Here is a 15,749-nt window from a genome sequence, read left to right as displayed (position 1 = left end):
TCCTCAGCATCTTAGAACCTTAGAACCTCAAAAAAAAAACTATCTCGTAAAAACCAAATGATTTCCTTCAGAAAGATTCGCATCAAACTGATATCCTTCGTAATTAAAACCTTTTAAGTCGTCAATGGTTTCAGCATTGGTATCGATGATATAACGCACCATCATCCCTCTCGCCTTTTTGGCAAAGAAACTTATTATTTTAAGTTTTCCGTCTTTATAATCTTTGAAGTCCGGAGTGATTACAGGAACTTTTAGTGCCTTAATATCAACTGCCGAAAAATATTCATTACTGGCTAAATTCACGAACAATTCTCCTTTTTCTAATTCTTTATTTAAAGCCTTAGTAACGGTTGGTTTCCAGAATTCGTGCAGATTTTTGTATTCGCCAATTGGTAATTTTGTTCCCATTTCTAATCGGTACGCCTGCATTAGATCTAATGGTTTTAAAACACCGTAAAGACCGGATAGAATTCTAAGTTTATTTTGTAAAACTTCTAATTTTTCGAGCGGAATTGTATAGGCATCTAAACCTGTATAAACGTCTCCATCAAAAGTATAAATGGCAGGACGCGCATTTTCAGGCGTAAAAGGAGTTTTCCAATCCTGGTTTCTTTTCCAGTTTAAGTCGGATAATTTATCTGAGATCGACATTAATTCAGATAGTTCAGCTGGCTTTTTTTCTTTTAAAACTTTATGAACCTGACGTGCTTCTTTTAAAAAAGCAGGTTCCGTATATTGAGCAGTTGGTAATTCTTTTTCGAAATTTAATGACTTCGCCGGCGATATAACAATTTTCATGTGTGCGTTTTTATAGGATTCAAAAATACAAATTGAAATTTTAAAAATATGTTATTACAATTGATTTGTTTGATAGGTATATAAATCAACCAGACGGATGTTTTTTGTTCGCCACGAATTCACGAATTTCTTTTTTTATTGATTATGATTCGTGAAATTCAGCGTGAAGTCTTTTGTTTTAATAAAATTTGATACCTGAAACTATGAATTTGTTCAAAAAAGTAAACGATAGATTGTAATAGGCATTTTCTATGTTGTAAATTTGCGGCTATAAAATTCCAAATAACATTTCAATATAAAATTGAAAGTTGCATTCTAAATATTAGCCACGAATTCACAAATTAACTTTTTAATCATTAATTTAAAAAAATTCGTGAATTCGTGGCGAAAAAAAATTAGAGTATGACAAAAATATTATATCAACTGGAAAGTTATCAGATAATGGGAATTTTATTTGATGTTCATAGAAATTTAGGTGGAGGTTTTTCTGAAATCGTTTATAAAGATGCTTTAGAATATGAATTTAGAAAAGCAAATATTCCATTTGAAAGAGAAAAAGAATATTTAGTAAATTATAAAGACACAATATTGAATCATAGATTCTATGCTGATTTTGTTTTGTTTGATAAAATTATACTTGAAATAAAATCAAGTGATTTTTTACATCCCAAACATATTTCGCAATGTCTAAATTATTTAAAGGTTTCAAAAACCCATTTGGCAATTTTAGCAAACTTTAATTCTGTCTCACTTGAACACAAACGTATTATTTTATAAAAAATTAGTGAATTCGTGGCTATACAAACAAACTATAAAACAGCATTACAAAATAAAATCTTCGAAATCATTTCGAAAGCATCTCAGGAACTGAATGTCGACAGTTATGTTATTGGCGGATTTGTTCGGGATTTGCTTTTAAACCGGGGTACTAAAAAAGACATCGATGTGGTTGCTGTTGGCAGTGGCATCGAATTGGCTTTGAAAGTTTCTGAATTACTTCCTAAAAAACCAAAAGTACAGGTTTTCAAAACTTACGGAACAGCGATGTTGCGTTTTGAAGATACTGACATCGAGTTTGTTGGTGCCCGAAAAGAATCTTATAATTTTGACAGCAGAAATCCTATTGTCGAAAACGGAACGCTGGAAGACGACCAAAATCGCCGTGATTTTACCATAAACGCATTGGCTTTATCGCTAAACGAAAAAACATTTGGCGATCTTTCTGATCCGTTCAATGGTTTGGCTGATTTAGAAAATAAAACCATCAAAACACCTTTAGATCCCAGCATCACTTATTCTGATGATCCATTGCGAATGCTTCGCGCAATTCGTTTTGCCAATCAGCTGGGTTTCGAAATCGAGAAAAACTCTCTTGATGCAATTACCAAAAATGCTGACAGAATCAAAATCATTTCGGGGGAACGAATTGTTGATGAATTAAACAAAATTTTATCAACTGATAAACCTTCAACTGGATTTTTACTTTTATATCAAACCGGGCTTTTAGATATTATTTTACCTGAGTTAACAGCTTTGAATCAGGTAGAAGAAATTGAAGGTCATACGCATAAAAACAACTTTTATCATTCACTGGAAGTCGTTGATAATATTTGCCCTAATACAGATGATGTCTGGTTACGTTGGTCGGCTTTGTTGCACGATATTGGTAAAGCGCCAACAAAACGTTTCAACAAGAAACAAGGATGGACGTTTCACGGACATGAATTTTTAGGAGGTAAAATGGCTAAAAAAATCTTTGAGCGCCTGCATATGCCATTAAACCATAAAATGAAATTTGTGCAAAAAATGGTTATTATGAGTTCGCGTCCGATTGTATTGGCGCAGGATATTGTAACGGATAGCGCAGTGCGTCGTTTGGTTTTTGATGCCGGTGAAGATGTAGAGGATTTAATGACATTGTGCGAAGCCGACATTACAACCAAAAATCCGTCGAAGTTTAAAAAATATCATAAGAATTTTGAAATCGTTCGCAAGAAAATTATTGAAGTTGAGGAACGAGATCATGTTCGTAATTTTCAACCACCAATTTCCGGTGAAGAAATTATGGCAATTTTCGATTTGAAACCTTCGCGCGAAATTGGAGTGTTGAAAGAAGCGGTGAAAGAAGCTATTTTAGAAGGAGATATTCCGAATGAATATCAGGCTGCTTATGATTTTATTATTAAGAGAGCAGAAAAACTTGGATTAAAAAAAGTTTAAGAATAAGAAGTTAATAAAATGAAAAAAGAGAATAAATCAGTAATCATTTGGTTACTATCAGGTTGTGTTTTATTGTTTTTAATGGTTGTTGTGGGAGGAATCACGCGATTGACTAATTCAGGTTTATCCATGACCGACTGGCATTTGGTTACAGACACTTTCCCGCCTTTGACGGATGCCAAATGGAATGAAGCTTTCGAGCAATACAAGAAATTTCCTGAGTATCAAAAAATTAATATTCACAACGATTTTCAATTAGCCGATTATAAGTTTATTTACTTCTGGGAATGGTTCCACCGCTTTATTGGCCGTATCATTGGTTTGGTTTTCTTTGTTCCTTTCGTTTATTTTTTAATCAAAAAGAAACTGGATCGTGCTACTATCAAAAAATGTATCGTTCTTTTGGCAATGGGAGGTTTTCAGGGTTTTCTTGGATGGTTTATGGTTCGCAGCGGATTAATCGACAATCCGGATGTTAGTCATTTCAGACTTTCTTTACACCTTACTTTCGCCTTTATCACTTTCGCTTATACGTTATGGGTAGCATTGGATTTAATTTATCCGGAAAGAACTATTACTAAAGTAATTCCGCTTCGCAATATAGCACGATTCGCCTTGATTGCTTTGCTAATCCAGATTATTTACGGCGGTTTTGTAGCGGGTTTAAATGCGGGATTAATACACAATCACTGGCCATTAATGAGTGATGGGGAATTTATACACGATTCTGTTTTTATTGAGCAGCCAACTTTGGTAAAGAACTTAATCGAAGGTAAAAGCGGTGTTCAATTCGTACACAGAACTTTTGCTTATGTGGTTGTCGCTTTTATTTTGTTTTTATATTACAGAAGCACAAAATTCTCACTTAACAGAATTCAAAAAAACGGAATTAAAACTTTAGTTGTTTTTGTATTTATTCAGTTTGCATTAGGGGTTTTTACACTTTTATACAGCGTACCACTGGCTTTAGGATTAATTCACCAGATTATGGCTTTTTTCCTTTTAAGTGCCATGACTTTTACATTGCACCGTTTAAGCAAATAGATAAACATTAGACAAACAAAAAGATCCTTCTCTCGAAGGATCTTTTTGTTTGTCTATAATATGCATATATCTAATTTTATATGTTTAAACCGGATTTTAATCGGGTTCACCCATAGACCAATCTACCCAAAGTTTGAGATTAATTCCGTTGAAATTTTAATTGTATCTTTTTTACTCCAGCCAGGCCTTAAAATCCTGTACTTTTTCACGGCTTACAATTACCTCGTCTTCTTTATAAGTGGGTAAAATAACTTTGAGACGGGAGTTTGTATACACCTGAATTTCTTTTATTGCCGTAAGCGGAACAATGAATTTACGGCTTACACGAAAGAAATCTTTCATATCTAATTCCTGCTCCAGAACTTCTAATGTAGTATCGATCAGATAATTTCTGTTATCGAAAGTATGAATATAAGTTCCTTTGTTTTCACTAAAAAAACATTCGATTTCATCTGTGGTAATCACTTTTAGATGCTGCCCGATTTTAACGGTGAATCGTTTCTTGTAACTCTTCTCAAAAGGATTGGATAACATTTGACGTATTTGTTCAAAATCAAGCTGAAGATTTTGATTTCCTGAATCTGCCTTAGGAATTCGGGTTCTGAATTTAGTGACGGCAACTTCTAAATCATCTTCGTCTATAGGTTTTAGAAGATAATCTATACTATTCAATTTAAATGCTTTCAGGGCATATTCATCATAAGCCGTTGTAAAAATAATAGCGCTTTGAATGTTTATTTTTTCGAAAATTTCAAACGACAAACCATCTGATAACTGAATGTCCAGAAAAATCAGGTCCGGATGCTTATTATTAGAAAACCAATGAATCGATTCTTCTACAGAGTGCAGCATGGTGGCTACTGCAATATCTAACTTCTCGAGTTTGCGCTGCAATAATCTCGCTGCCGGTTTTTCGTCTTCTATTATTAATGTGGTCATTTAATACGATGCAAAAAATTGAAATTTTTAATTTAAAGTTACTCCCATTTATTCTTGTTCTGAGCTTCTTTCTCCATATATTTCTGGATTTTCTTTTGCTCCCAATCCTTGCTGAAAAAGACATCAGGACCAAATACTGTAAAGGCATGAATCAATAAAGCAATTCCCCAGTAAAATGCTGTCGAATAGATTTCCCAATTATTAAAACCTCTCACTTCAAAGTGATTGCCGATATATCCTTTGTTCAGACTTGAAATAATGATAAAAGCATTTACTATAATATAAACTTTCAAATGCGAATAAAAACCTTTGATTCTTTTCACTTTTTTATATGCTGCATTATAACTTTCATCTGTACTAAATTCATGTCTGTAATCTTCGTACATGCGTTGTTTAAATCGTCCCATTTCTTTATAATTTAATAAATTATTGCCATTTGTTTTTATTCAGTTTTTCTTTTTCCATGAGTTCTTTTATTTTTCTTTCTTCCCAGCCCTTTCCTAAAACCGGAAATACTTCAAAAACCTTCAATCCGTGAAAAACAACTCCAAATCCCCACCACATTAGTGGCCAGTAAAACCATAAATGTTCTGGCGAAGTATATAAATTGATAAAAATCAAAACCGTGTTTACCATTAGAAAAGAAGTCAGGTTTCCATAAAATCCTTTTATACTTTCTACTTTCTTTTTTGCTTGGTAATATTTATCCTCTTCATTATAATTTACTTCCATGATTACTCCCATTTTGTTTTTTTATTTTTTTTGTCCAGTATGCTTTTCACTTTGCGTTCTTCCCACTCTTCTCCAAAAATTTTAAAAGAAGCGAATACATCTATTGCAGAAACTAAAAATACGGTTGTCCAAATTATCATTACAAAACAATTTAAATATTTAAACGGTAAGAAATTCAAATGGAATCCTGCATATTCTTTTAAAACAAAAATAATTACTCCAATAGCATAAATAAATGCATGTGAATAAAATGCTTTTAGTTTTATTACTTTTTTATTGGCTATTTTTTTAAGCTCGAATTCTTCCGCATCATTATTAAAACTGTTTTCCATGACTATTTCCAGGTTGGTTTATTTTCTTTTTCTAAAATTTCCCTAATCTTTCGTTCTTCCCATTCTTTATTAAAAAACGGTGAAAATTCAAAAGCTTTCAATCCGTGAGAAATCAATCCTACTCCCCAACCCAGCAAACACCAAATAAACCATAAATAGCCCGGTGATGTCATAAGATTGACCACTATTACAATTGGATTACAAAGAAGATAAACCGTTAAATGCCCGTAAAATCCTCTTATCTCTTTTACTTTTTTCTGAGCCTCGTAGTAGCGTTCTGCTTCAGTATAATTTGGTTCCATTATTTCCAGCTTTTTTGTTGTTTTTCTTTTTCTAAAATCTGTCTTATTTTTCGTTCTTCCCAATCTGAGCTGTAACCAAACACTTTAAAAGCATGCATTACGACTCCAAATCCCCAGCCTAAAGCCGAAAACCAAAACCATTGAAATCCAGGAGAATACCTAAAATTTATAAAAACTAAGAATGGAATCACACAAACATATGAAATAACATTCCCATAAAAACCTTTTAGTTCTTCTACTCTTTTTTTAGCTCTGAAATAAGCTTTGTTTTCATCGTTATATTCTGCACTTGTTTCCATAACTGTAACTTGTTTGGTTAGAATTGGAATCCTGACTGTGAAGTTTTGCTCATTTTGTTCAATCAGGACTTTTCTGTTGGTTATAATCCCGTATCGATTTACGATATTCTGTAAACCAACTCCTTGCCTGTCCTGCAAAACTTCTTTTTTCTGAAAATCATTCTGAATGGCCAAATAATCCCCATCAATAAAAATTCTGATATGCAGCGGTTTCTGCTCGCTCACTACATTATGTTTTACCGTATTTTCGAGTAAAAGCTGTAATGATAACGAAACCACTTTTGCATCCGGATTGATATCTGTCGCAGGCAATTCGTAAAACAGACTATTTTCGAAACGCATTTTCAGCAGATTCATATACGTTTTTGCGAAAGACAATTCATCTTCAACTGAAACCAGTTCTTTGTCTTTTTGCTCTAAAACATAGCGGTAAATTTTAGACAATGAAGTAGTGAACCGTTGCGCATTATCCGGATTTTCTTCGATTAAGGAACTTAAAACATTCAAACTGTTAAAAAGAAAATGCGGATCAATCTGATTTTTTAAACTTTCGAATTTCGCATTTGCAGTTCCTGCGATAATCTTTTGTTGCGTAATTTCAAATTTTGAAGCTTTTTTCCACTGCACCATGAAACTTCTGGCTTGCATAAAAGTTGAAACTCCTAAAGCCAGCATGATATAAAACAAATGGATCCAGATCATTCTTTCGCTAAAGAATTTATCCAAAGGCAAATTCTGAAGATAAACAAAAATGTAATAATTGATTCCTAGTACTACCGGGACCGTGTACATAACTGTCACCAAAATTCCGTAGTATACTCTTAAATTAGTCTGCTCTAACCAATTCCATTTTCTGTCCAGCAGCACATTAATATATCCATTTCCAAAACCTACCAGAAAAGAATACAGACAGCTTATAAAAAAAGTAATAAGAACGTTCTGAATGTTTAAATCTTTCCCTAAACAAGCGGAAAATAGTATCGTAAAGATCACAGAAATTTTGAATGATACAATTGTTCCACTTTTCAAATCTGCATATGTGCTTCTATGATCTTTCATTACAATCCGCTTATATTAAATTTATTTTTTGCAATTTTTTTGAGTTTCCAAAGCTCTGTCTAAGCCCCATTTTGGAGAAAAAGGCGTTTCAGGTTTAAAAGTAGCGAAAAGTTCAACAGCTTTATCAACTTGTACACAAAGAGGTTTAGTGTCAACACCCGTCCATTTTGCTCCGCCTAATTGGTAATCCGCCTCACCAAAAACAATTCTTGGATTATTAGGATCTATCGCTTTTCCTTTTGCATACGCTTCCATTACTTTAGCCGAATATTTCATTCCGTTTGTCATTGGGTCCGCCACTACCCAAGCCGTATAAATCAAAGCCTGCATGGCATATAACTCGGCATTGTTTTGGTCTTTTATCAATTCAACATCAAGTGCATCCTGAGCTTTTGTCAGCAACAAATCAATCTTTGTTTTATCTTTTTCGCTAAACGCAGCTGTAGTATTGATTAAGGCTATATAATAATTAGGTAAATAACTTGTTTTCTCTGCCGCAGCAATTCTTTCGAATAAAGCAGAAGCTTCAGTATTTTTTCCTTCTTTCCAAAGCCCGAAAGCCTTAGTCATTCCTTGTTCAAATTGTGTTTGTGCAGATAATAAACCGCAGATAAATAAAGTAAGCATTGTAATAATCTTGGTCATGGTTTCTTTTTTTTTTAAGGTTCTAAGTTACTAAGGTTCTGATTCGCTAAGTTTTTTTTTAAAGTTTCTAAGTCTTTAAAGAGCTAAGTCTCTAAGTTTTTTCTTAGCGTCTTAGAATCTTAGCAACTTAGGAACTCATTATTTATACTTCAAAAGTAGGCTCCTTTTTATTGTTTTAAAACTAAATAATACTGAGTTGTTGATTTTGATGACTGAATTGTTGTTCCTGAGGTTCAAAGGCTCAGAGTTGCAAAGGCTCAAAGGTTTTTATGTTTTAGCTCCAAAGGCGTAAAACGCTTCAAAGTTTGTACTGTTTTTAGTTCTAAAGCATTGTTAATTACTTATATAATTTATTTATTTTTTAATCCAGGCTTGGAAAACCTTTGTCACTTTGAACCTTTGTAACTTTGAACCTTCTTAAAGATTCTTCAATTGATTCTCATTCTTATTCTCACTGATTGTCCAGAAGAAGCCCACGAAGAAAAATCGGTCTGCGGTTGGTACAACCGGCTGTCTGTTATAAACTCCGTTGGCATCCGGTAATTTTGCATAATCGTAACCAAAGACATTCTGGCTTCCCAGTACATTCGAAACTGAGAAATACAGGATCTTTTGAGTAGTTAATAAATACGCCCAGTTAAAACCCAAACTATTATATGACTTTGTTTTTCCGTTCATGAATTGCGTCTGGTTCGGATCATTATACGGACGCCCTGAACTATAACTGTTGGTGAAACCTATTTGCGATTTCCAATCCGTGATAAAATATTTCGTAACAATGGATAAACTGTGATTGGCAATAAAATTAGGCGTCGCCATCATTGGAAAATTCTTGTATTGCCTTTCTGAATCGATATAGGAATACGAAATCCAATATTCTAAGTTTTTTAATAAATTACTGTCTCTCCAAAACAAGTCCAATCCTTTTGCATAACCCGAACCGTTGTTATTGAAAACCGAATTATACTGAATATCTTTTGTGTCATACTGAACTAAATTGCTGTAATCTTTATAATATGCTTCGGCCCTGAAAGTCTGACCCGGTTTCGTAAACTGATAATTCAGAATATAATGCCTGGCTTTCTCACTTTCGAACTGATGGTATTTAGAATATTTAATATAATCCACCACGGGTGTCTGGCTAAAATCTCCGTAAGCAAACGAAAACTGGCTATTTTTAGAGACTTTATATGCCATAGAAGCTCTTGGCGCAATATTGGTTTCGTCTAATAAACTGTTATTCGAAAGTCTGAAACCAATTTTCAGTGCGAGTTTTTTTGAGAATAGGATATCTCCTTCTGTATAAAAAGCGGCGATATTTGAATCGTAACCGTTTGATGCTTTTATCGAAATATTATCGTTGAAATTTTCATCGTATTTTGTGATAAAATAATCCGCCCCAAATGATAATTTGAAATAGTTAGACACATTTTTTCTTACTTTCAATTTCAGCTGAGCCGCATTTTCATTACTGTCAACATCATTGATATCATATTTTATTTTGTTATTGCTATAACCGTAACTAACTCCTGACGTAATTTGCCATCCGGTTCCGAAATCGCCTTTATAAGAAGCATTAAAATAAAAATTATTATTGTTTAAATTTGTTCTGACCGGGTTTACAAAATTTACGTTTTTCTGGTTTAAGTCAAATTTTTCAGCATCAAAAGCGGCATATAATTTAAAAATCCCCCTTTCGAAATGGTACCGATAAACTGCTTCGCCACCCAAAGACTGGTACGGATTATTCCAATCTACATTTTGAGGAATTACTGCTTGATAAGGTGCCAGATTAATATAATTGGTATTGATACTAAACGAACTTTTTTTCCATTTTTGCGTATTTCCCACTCCTAGCCCCACAGTCATTAAGGCAATATCCGTTTTATTCTGATCCGGTTCGTCCTGCGTATTCAATAATAAAACACTTGACAAAGCCTCGCCATATTCAGCTGAATAACCTCCGGTAGAAAAAGCAATTCCGCTAAACAAAAAAGGCGAAAACCTGCTGCGTGTTGGCAGATTATTCGTTGTTGCGCCATAAGGCTGCGCTACACGAAGTCCGTCTACAAAGGTCTGGGTTTCGCTGGCTTCACCTCCACGAACAAACAAACGTCCGTCTTCGCCTACAGTTTGTGTTCCAGGCAAGGTTTGCAAAGCAGCAATAATATTTCCGGCAGAACCGGCAGTTGTCACAATATCTAAAGGTTTAAGTACCGAAACTCTTGCCTTATCACCTGATTCTAATGTTCCCGCAGTAATTACAACTGCATCAAGTGCATTTACGTTTTCTCTAAGTTTTACCGTTTGATCTTTGTAGTTGGTAACCTCTATTTCTTTTTTGAATGTTTCATACAATAAAAAACTCACTACTAAAGTCTGATTTCCCGTTGTGGTGGTTTCAAAAGAAAATTCTCCTGTTTCAGAACTTGTAGCTCCGTCATAAGTTCCGTCTAAATAAATATTGGCGCCCGGAACCGGTTTCCCTTTTTGATCTGTCACTTTACCCGAAATCGTGTTTTGGGCAAAAATAAAAGAAGTCAATAATAGCAATAATAAAGTAAAGTTGGTTTTCATTTTATTGGTTTTGATGAGGCAAATATATTTTAACAGTTTTAGTTAAAAAATATTAAATAACCCAATTGTGGAATTTCATGGATGAGTTGTAAAATACTTATTTGTATCTTAGCTTTCAGTTCGTCACATTTAATAAAAACAATAAATGAACATAGCAATTGCACAGATAAAACCTTTTAAAGGAGCTATTTCAGCCAACATAGAAAAGCACATTAAATGTATAGAAATTGCAGTTTCACTAAACTCAAATGCTATTTTTTTTCCTGAACTTTCTTTAACAGGTTATGAACCTGAGCTGGCAAAAGATCTTGCAACTCACCAAAATGACAATCGATTTGACCAACTTCAGGAAATTAGTACCTTAAAAAATATTACTATTGGAGTTGGTGTTCCTACTAAAACAGAAAATGGAATACAAATAAGTATGATTGTATTTCGACCAGATCAGGAAAGACTTTCTTACTCAAAACAACAACTTCATGAAGACGAGTTGCCTTATTTTGAAAATGGAAACAAACAACTCATCATTGAGGTTGAAAATCAAAAAATCATTCCGGCAATTTGCTACGAAAGCCTGCAAACCCAACATGCCGAAAAAGCGAGTAAATTAGGTGGCGAAATATATCTTGCCAGCGTAGCCAAATCACAAAACGGAGTAGAAAAAGGTTTCAAACACTATCCTGAAGTTGCTGAAAAATATGCTATACCAGTGTTGATGGCAAATTGTATTGGAGAATGTGATAATTTTGTAAGTGTTGGTTTTAGTTCCGTCTGGACAAAAGAGGGACAACTTGCAGGACAACTTGACAACAAAAATGAAGGCATAATAGTTTTTAATACCGTAACTGAAGAGATTACAAAACAGATGATCCCGACACAATCAAACATGTTTGAGCATCAGAGATAACCGGAATTATATTTTTTTAACACCAATAATTCATATTAGCTATGTCAGAAAGCAAAAGAGTTTCAAATTTATATCAGTCCATTTATAATGGAAATCCCTGGCTGGAGGTTACTTTGGCACGTACGTTAGAAAATGTAACCGCAGAACAAGCTTACAGGAAAATAAATCCTAATTTAAATACAATTTGGGAAATTGTCAATCATTTGATACAATGGAGAAGAAATATTTTAAAACGTATGCAGGGAGAAACCGTTACTACTCCTGATCATAATTATTTTGTTCCTATTTTGGATCCATCCGAAGCCTCTTGGGAACAATCGCTGCAAAGTCTTGGAAAATCACAAGAATTATGGGATGCCTTTTTTGAAGATTTCGATGATCGCGATTTCGAAAAAATATATCCGCATAATGGTCATACTTATTACGAACATATTCACGGAATCATTCAACATGATGTTTATCATTTAGGACAAATTGTTATTCTGAAGAAGTTACTTTAAGGCATAGAAAAGCGAAGAAAGAAATATAAAATATAATTATGAGTACTGAAAAAGAAAAAATGATTTCGGGAGAATATTACCTTGCAGGAGATCCTGTTTTAGTAAAAGAACGCCGAAAAGCTAAAAACTTATTACATCGATTAAACGTAACTGAATATAGGGTAACGAAAAAAGCAAAACTGATTTTAGAAGAATTAATCCCAAATACAGGGAAAAGTTTTTACATCGAACCTCCTTTTCATTGCGATTACGGTTACAATATTTTTTGTGGCGACAACGTTTATTTTAATGTAAACTGTGTTGTCCTGGATTGTGCTCCGGTAAATATTGGATCAAATGTTTTTTTTGCACCCAATGTACAAATTTATACCGCCACGCATCCGCTTGACGCCGAATTAAGAAAAACACTCGAAAATGCATTGCCCATTTCGATTGGTGATGATTGCTGGATTGGCGGAAATTCTGTTATTTGTCCAGGAGTAACTATTGGCAAAGGATGTGTTATTGGCGCAGGATCAGTTGTTACAAAAGACATTCCGGACAATTCACTAGCCGTTGGAAATCCGGCAAAAGTAATTCGAAAATTAAATCAGGAACCTGAATCAAATAAATAAATGCTTACCTTAAATAAAGTTCACCATATTGCCATCTTATGCTCTGATTATCAAAAATCAAAAACTTTTTACACCGAAGTTTTAGGTCTGACTATTATCCGGGAAATTTATAGAGAAGAACGCCAATCGTACAAACTCGATCTGGCTTTGAATGGTACGTATATCGTTGAGTTGTTTTCATTTCCAAATCCGCCACAACGCCCTTCAAGACCTGAAGCTGTTGGATTGCGTCATTTGGCTTTTGAAGTAATAAATTTAGAAGAAACGATTGCATTTTTAGATACCAAAAATATCGAATCAGAACCCATCAGAATTGACGAAACAACCGAAAAGCGATTTACTTTTATTGCTGATCCTGATTTGTTACCAATTGAGTTTTATGAGAGATAAGTAATTTCTTGCCACGAAGACGCAAAGTTTTTTTTAAGATTAAGATGATAAAACGTATTATTTTTCATTCTGAGGAACGAAGAATCACAATCGTAACTCCGCAAACAAAATTGCCAATCTTTGCCGAGTTTCTAATGTGATTTCTCCTTCGTCGACATGACCTAAAATGAGAAAAAACTTTGTGCCTTAGTGCCTTTGTGGCAATCTCTTCTCCTCGAAAGAATTTTCTTGTTTTTATCGCTTTTAACACATTATATTGCGTTTTTTCTATAAAAAACCGAATTTGATACTTAATTTTGTGATCCGCATAAAATACTGCGACTACAAAAATCACTTCTGATGAACAAAACGGCTAGAATCAAAAAAAATCATCAATTTATTGTCCTTCAAAAATTAATTATTGTTTCTGTTTTAATTGGCTTTTTATCGGCCTTTTTAGGAATATCACTAAAAAAAATCACGGAATATTACGAAGAAATCTTCTTTCATGAAGTCTCGGTAAACCCTATTTTTTATATCATTTTCCCAGTTTTCGGATTGTCTGTTATTTACTTCCTGAGACAATATCTATTTAAGAAAAAAGAAAACAAAGGAATTAAAGAGGTTTTTGAAAGCACACAATCCAATTCAAAAAATCTACCTTCATACAAAATCCCTTCTCACTTTATAAACGGATTATTGACTGTTGCTTTTGGAGGCTCAACCGGAATCGAGGTTTCGACCGTAGTTGCCACTGCTACAATTGGATCTGTTGCACAGCAAAAAGAAAATGTATTTCGTAAATACAAAACCGAATTGATCTGTGCCGGAGTTGCAGCTGGTGTTACGGCATTATTCAGCAGTCCAATTGCAGGAATTTTATTCGCTCTTGAAGTGATTTCCAGAAAAGTAACCCGTGTTTTTGTAATTTCTAATATTATTGCGGTTTCAGTTGCTTTTGGATTACTTTCTATTATAAAAGAAGAACCTTTGTTTGCTGTTTCGATCACAACCTGGCATCTGAAAGCGATTCCGTATTTTGTTCTTTTGGGAATTCTAGCCGGAATAAATTCGGTTTACCTCACACGTTGTGTCTTATTTTTTAAATCTCAGTTTGGCAAAATCGATACTCATTATTATAAAATCTTAATTGGATCAGTTGTGTTAAGTGTTTCTTTATTTATTTTTCCACAATTATATGGTGAAGGTTACCATGCTATAAAAGGCATTTTCAGTAACTCGGCACAAATTCCGTTAACGCTTACTCTGGCTTTTACTTTTATTGGAGTTTTACTTCTAAAACCAATCGTAACCTCTATAACATTGGCGTCCGGCGGTGATGGAGGAGTTTTTGCTCCAAGTCTTTTTATTGGGGCTTTTTTAGGATTATTACTGGCTTCGGTTTTAAACACGTTTTTTCACGTACAGGTAATTCCGGTGAATTTTATGATTATTGGTATGGCCGCTGTTTTAAGTGCCAGCATTCATGCGCCATTTACAGCAATATTTTTAGTTTGCGGATTAACAAATGACTACACTTTGTTTCTGCCTATTATGGTTGTGTGTCTGATTTCAAAATATACCGCAAAACTGATTTATCCTTTTACCGTTTACTCTTATTCTCCTATTTTAATAAAATAAAAAATGCCAGTTCAAAAAATAAAAAGAGGCTATCGTAAAACCCGTTACATACTTTACAAAGAAACCTTAGTCGATTATAAAGAACATTTTTGGTCGTTTTTAGGATCGTTTGTAGGTATCGGAATTTTGTCTTATCTAGAATTCACTCACTTTGCAGGTAGTGATGCCGTTTATTTAATTGGATCTTTTGGTGCTTCAAGTGTTCTGATCTACGGAATTATTCAAAGCCCGTTTTCGCAGCCGCGAAATCTAATTGGAGGTCATCTGATATCCGCATTTATTGGCGTTACCGTAAATAAATTGGTACCTGACATTGTTTGGCTGTCTGCTCCTTTGGCAGTTTCGCTTTCGATTATTTTTATGCAAATTACAAAAACCTTACATCCGCCTGGAGGTGCAACAGCCCTTATTGCTGTTACCGGTTCTGCTCAAATAAAAGGTTTAGGATATATGTATGTTTTTTCACCGGTTCTGGTTGGTGTAATGATCTTGTTTCTAACGGCACTCGTTTTTAACAACATGACGTCCAGCAGAAGTTATCCAAGTCATAGTACTTATCATAAACACTATCATAAGATTAGAAAACGATTGGCGGGGAGGTAATTTTTCTTTTGTAATACGAATGTCACCCTAAGCGGTCCCCATAACTATCGCGAGAAGGCTTGCCAATTGTAGCGGGCTTCGACTCCGCTCAGCCTGACAATAGAAACTAAAAAACATCAACTGTCACCCTGAGCGGAGTCGAAGGCTTGCCAATTGTAACGGGCTTCG

The 15,749-nt window shown here is 34.2% G+C and carries 18 protein-coding genes; 9 read left to right on the top strand and 9 right to left on the bottom strand.

The window, feature by feature from the left end:
• Positions 1-39: 39 nt before the first annotated feature.
• The gene (yaaA, locus tag B0A67_RS02070; protein ID WP_072963702.1) at positions 40-798 is read right to left on the bottom strand and encodes a peroxide stress protein YaaA; all 759 of its coding nucleotides are present in this window, start codon (positions 796-798) and stop codon (positions 40-42) included.
• Between the two features lie 402 nt (positions 799-1,200).
• Between yaaA and B0A67_RS02065 the strand changes: the two genes are divergently transcribed.
• Genes B0A67_RS02065 through B0A67_RS02055 form a run of 3 tightly spaced genes read left to right on the top strand, consistent with a single transcriptional unit; the run spans position 1,201 to position 4,062 of the window.
• On the top strand, positions 1,201-1,575 hold the full coding sequence (locus tag B0A67_RS02065; protein WP_065451400.1) for a GxxExxY protein: 375 nt from the start codon (positions 1,201-1,203) through the stop codon (positions 1,573-1,575).
• A gap of 15 nt (positions 1,576-1,590) precedes the next feature.
• A complete protein-coding gene (locus tag B0A67_RS02060; RefSeq protein WP_072963699.1) occupies positions 1,591-3,018 on the top strand; it encodes a CCA tRNA nucleotidyltransferase in 1,428 nt (475 codons plus the stop codon).
• Between the two features lie 18 nt (positions 3,019-3,036).
• On the top strand, positions 3,037-4,062 hold the full coding sequence (locus B0A67_RS02055; RefSeq protein WP_072963696.1) for a COX15/CtaA family protein: 1,026 nt from the start codon (positions 3,037-3,039) through the stop codon (positions 4,060-4,062).
• Positions 4,063-4,233: 171 nt separating this feature from the next.
• Here the strand turns inward: B0A67_RS02055 and B0A67_RS02050 are convergent, their stop codons facing one another.
• From B0A67_RS02050 to B0A67_RS02015, 8 genes are all read right to left on the bottom strand, one after another.
• Entirely contained in the window at positions 4,234-5,001 is a 768-nt protein-coding gene (locus B0A67_RS02050; protein WP_072963693.1) for a LytR/AlgR family response regulator transcription factor, read from the bottom strand.
• A gap of 38 nt (positions 5,002-5,039) precedes the next feature.
• Positions 5,040-5,408, bottom strand: coding sequence for a 2TM domain-containing protein (locus B0A67_RS02045; RefSeq protein ID WP_072963690.1), 369 nt, complete (start codon positions 5,406-5,408; stop codon positions 5,040-5,042).
• A gap of 19 nt (positions 5,409-5,427) precedes the next feature.
• A complete protein-coding gene (locus B0A67_RS02040) occupies positions 5,428-5,733 on the bottom strand; it encodes a 2TM domain-containing protein (RefSeq protein ID WP_242670910.1) in 306 nt (101 codons plus the stop codon).
• 2 nt (positions 5,734-5,735) lie between these two features.
• The gene (locus B0A67_RS02035) at positions 5,736-6,065 is read right to left on the bottom strand and encodes a 2TM domain-containing protein (protein WP_072963684.1); all 330 of its coding nucleotides are present in this window, start codon (positions 6,063-6,065) and stop codon (positions 5,736-5,738) included.
• A gap of 2 nt (positions 6,066-6,067) precedes the next feature.
• Positions 6,068-6,367 carry a 2TM domain-containing protein gene (locus B0A67_RS02030; RefSeq protein ID WP_072963681.1) on the bottom strand — a complete coding sequence of 100 codons (300 nt, stop codon included), beginning with the start codon at positions 6,365-6,367 and terminating at the stop codon, positions 6,068-6,070.
• A complete protein-coding gene (locus B0A67_RS02025; protein ID WP_072963679.1) occupies positions 6,367-7,725 on the bottom strand; it encodes a histidine kinase in 1,359 nt (452 codons plus the stop codon). The genes B0A67_RS02030 and B0A67_RS02025 overlap by 1 nt, the downstream gene beginning before the upstream one ends.
• Before the next feature lie 21 nt (positions 7,726-7,746).
• Positions 7,747-8,370, bottom strand: coding sequence for a hypothetical protein (locus B0A67_RS02020; protein ID WP_072963676.1), 624 nt, complete (start codon positions 8,368-8,370; stop codon positions 7,747-7,749).
• A gap of 417 nt (positions 8,371-8,787) precedes the next feature.
• Positions 8,788-10,947, bottom strand: coding sequence for a TonB-dependent receptor (locus B0A67_RS02015; RefSeq protein ID WP_072963673.1), 2,160 nt, complete (start codon positions 10,945-10,947; stop codon positions 8,788-8,790).
• Positions 10,948-11,092: 145 nt separating this feature from the next.
• Between B0A67_RS02015 and B0A67_RS02010 the strand changes: the two genes are divergently transcribed.
• The 6 genes from B0A67_RS02010 to B0A67_RS01985 all read left to right on the top strand — a co-directional run bounded on the left by B0A67_RS02010 (position 11,093) and on the right by B0A67_RS01985 (position 15,581).
• On the top strand, positions 11,093-11,854 hold the full coding sequence (locus B0A67_RS02010; RefSeq protein WP_072963671.1) for a carbon-nitrogen hydrolase family protein: 762 nt from the start codon (positions 11,093-11,095) through the stop codon (positions 11,852-11,854).
• 41 nt (positions 11,855-11,895) lie between these two features.
• Complete coding sequence (locus B0A67_RS02005) at positions 11,896-12,354, top strand: DinB family protein (RefSeq protein WP_072963668.1); 459 nt, start codon at positions 11,896-11,898, stop codon at positions 12,352-12,354.
• A 38-nt stretch (positions 12,355-12,392) separates the two neighbouring features.
• Complete coding sequence (locus tag B0A67_RS02000; RefSeq protein ID WP_072963665.1) at positions 12,393-12,968, top strand: sugar O-acetyltransferase; 576 nt, start codon at positions 12,393-12,395, stop codon at positions 12,966-12,968.
• Positions 12,969-13,358 (top strand): SMU1112c/YaeR family gloxylase I-like metalloprotein, encoded by a 390-nt coding sequence (gene gloA2, locus B0A67_RS01995; protein ID WP_072963661.1) that lies wholly within the window; start codon positions 12,969-12,971, stop codon positions 13,356-13,358. It begins immediately after the preceding gene.
• A gap of 339 nt (positions 13,359-13,697) precedes the next feature.
• The gene (locus B0A67_RS01990) at positions 13,698-14,978 is read left to right on the top strand and encodes a chloride channel protein (protein ID WP_072963658.1); all 1,281 of its coding nucleotides are present in this window, start codon (positions 13,698-13,700) and stop codon (positions 14,976-14,978) included.
• A 3-nt stretch (positions 14,979-14,981) separates the two neighbouring features.
• On the top strand, positions 14,982-15,581 hold the full coding sequence (locus B0A67_RS01985; RefSeq protein WP_072963655.1) for an HPP family protein: 600 nt from the start codon (positions 14,982-14,984) through the stop codon (positions 15,579-15,581).
• The last annotated feature ends 168 nt before the right edge of the window (positions 15,582-15,749 follow it).

Origin of the sequence: Flavobacterium aquidurense (genome assembly GCF_002217195.1) — a bacterium.
GTDB lineage: Bacteria > Bacteroidota > Bacteroidia > Flavobacteriales > Flavobacteriaceae > Flavobacterium > Flavobacterium frigidimaris.
Note: the sequence above shows the minus strand (reverse complement) of the source record. Positions and strands in the feature narration are given on the sequence as shown.

What these genes read in the sequence shown, in the direction of transcription:
- B0A67_RS01985 (WP_072963655.1), top strand. Translation starts at nt 14,982, where the DNA reads ATGCCAGTTCAAAAAATAAAAAGAGGCTATCGTAAAACCCGTTACATA.
- B0A67_RS02000 (WP_072963665.1), top strand. Translation starts at nt 12,393, where the DNA reads ATGAGTACTGAAAAAGAAAAAATGATTTCGGGAGAATATTACCTTGCA.
- gloA2 (WP_072963661.1), top strand. Translation starts at nt 12,969, where the DNA reads ATGCTTACCTTAAATAAAGTTCACCATATTGCCATCTTATGCTCTGAT.
- B0A67_RS01990 (WP_072963658.1), top strand. Translation starts at nt 13,698, where the DNA reads ATGAACAAAACGGCTAGAATCAAAAAAAATCATCAATTTATTGTCCTT.
- B0A67_RS02040 (WP_242670910.1), bottom strand. Translation starts at nt 5,733, where the DNA reads ATGGAAGTAAATTATAATGAAGAGGATAAATATTACCAAGCAAAAAAG.
- B0A67_RS02065 (WP_065451400.1), top strand. Translation starts at nt 1,201, where the DNA reads ATGACAAAAATATTATATCAACTGGAAAGTTATCAGATAATGGGAATT.
- B0A67_RS02005 (WP_072963668.1), top strand. Translation starts at nt 11,896, where the DNA reads ATGTCAGAAAGCAAAAGAGTTTCAAATTTATATCAGTCCATTTATAAT.
- B0A67_RS02015 (WP_072963673.1), bottom strand. Translation starts at nt 10,947, where the DNA reads ATGAAAACCAACTTTACTTTATTATTGCTATTATTGACTTCTTTTATT.
- B0A67_RS02010 (WP_072963671.1), top strand. Translation starts at nt 11,093, where the DNA reads ATGAACATAGCAATTGCACAGATAAAACCTTTTAAAGGAGCTATTTCA.
- B0A67_RS02050 (WP_072963693.1), bottom strand. Translation starts at nt 5,001, where the DNA reads ATGACCACATTAATAATAGAAGACGAAAAACCGGCAGCGAGATTATTG.
- B0A67_RS02025 (WP_072963679.1), bottom strand. Translation starts at nt 7,725, where the DNA reads ATGAAAGATCATAGAAGCACATATGCAGATTTGAAAAGTGGAACAATT.
- B0A67_RS02045 (WP_072963690.1), bottom strand. Translation starts at nt 5,408, where the DNA reads ATGGGACGATTTAAACAACGCATGTACGAAGATTACAGACATGAATTT.
- B0A67_RS02030 (WP_072963681.1), bottom strand. Translation starts at nt 6,367, where the DNA reads ATGGAACCAAATTATACTGAAGCAGAACGCTACTACGAGGCTCAGAAA.
- B0A67_RS02035 (WP_072963684.1), bottom strand. Translation starts at nt 6,065, where the DNA reads ATGGAAAACAGTTTTAATAATGATGCGGAAGAATTCGAGCTTAAAAAA.
- B0A67_RS02055 (WP_072963696.1), top strand. Translation starts at nt 3,037, where the DNA reads ATGAAAAAAGAGAATAAATCAGTAATCATTTGGTTACTATCAGGTTGT.
- yaaA (WP_072963702.1), bottom strand. Translation starts at nt 798, where the DNA reads ATGAAAATTGTTATATCGCCGGCGAAGTCATTAAATTTCGAAAAAGAA.
- B0A67_RS02020 (WP_072963676.1), bottom strand. Translation starts at nt 8,370, where the DNA reads ATGACCAAGATTATTACAATGCTTACTTTATTTATCTGCGGTTTATTA.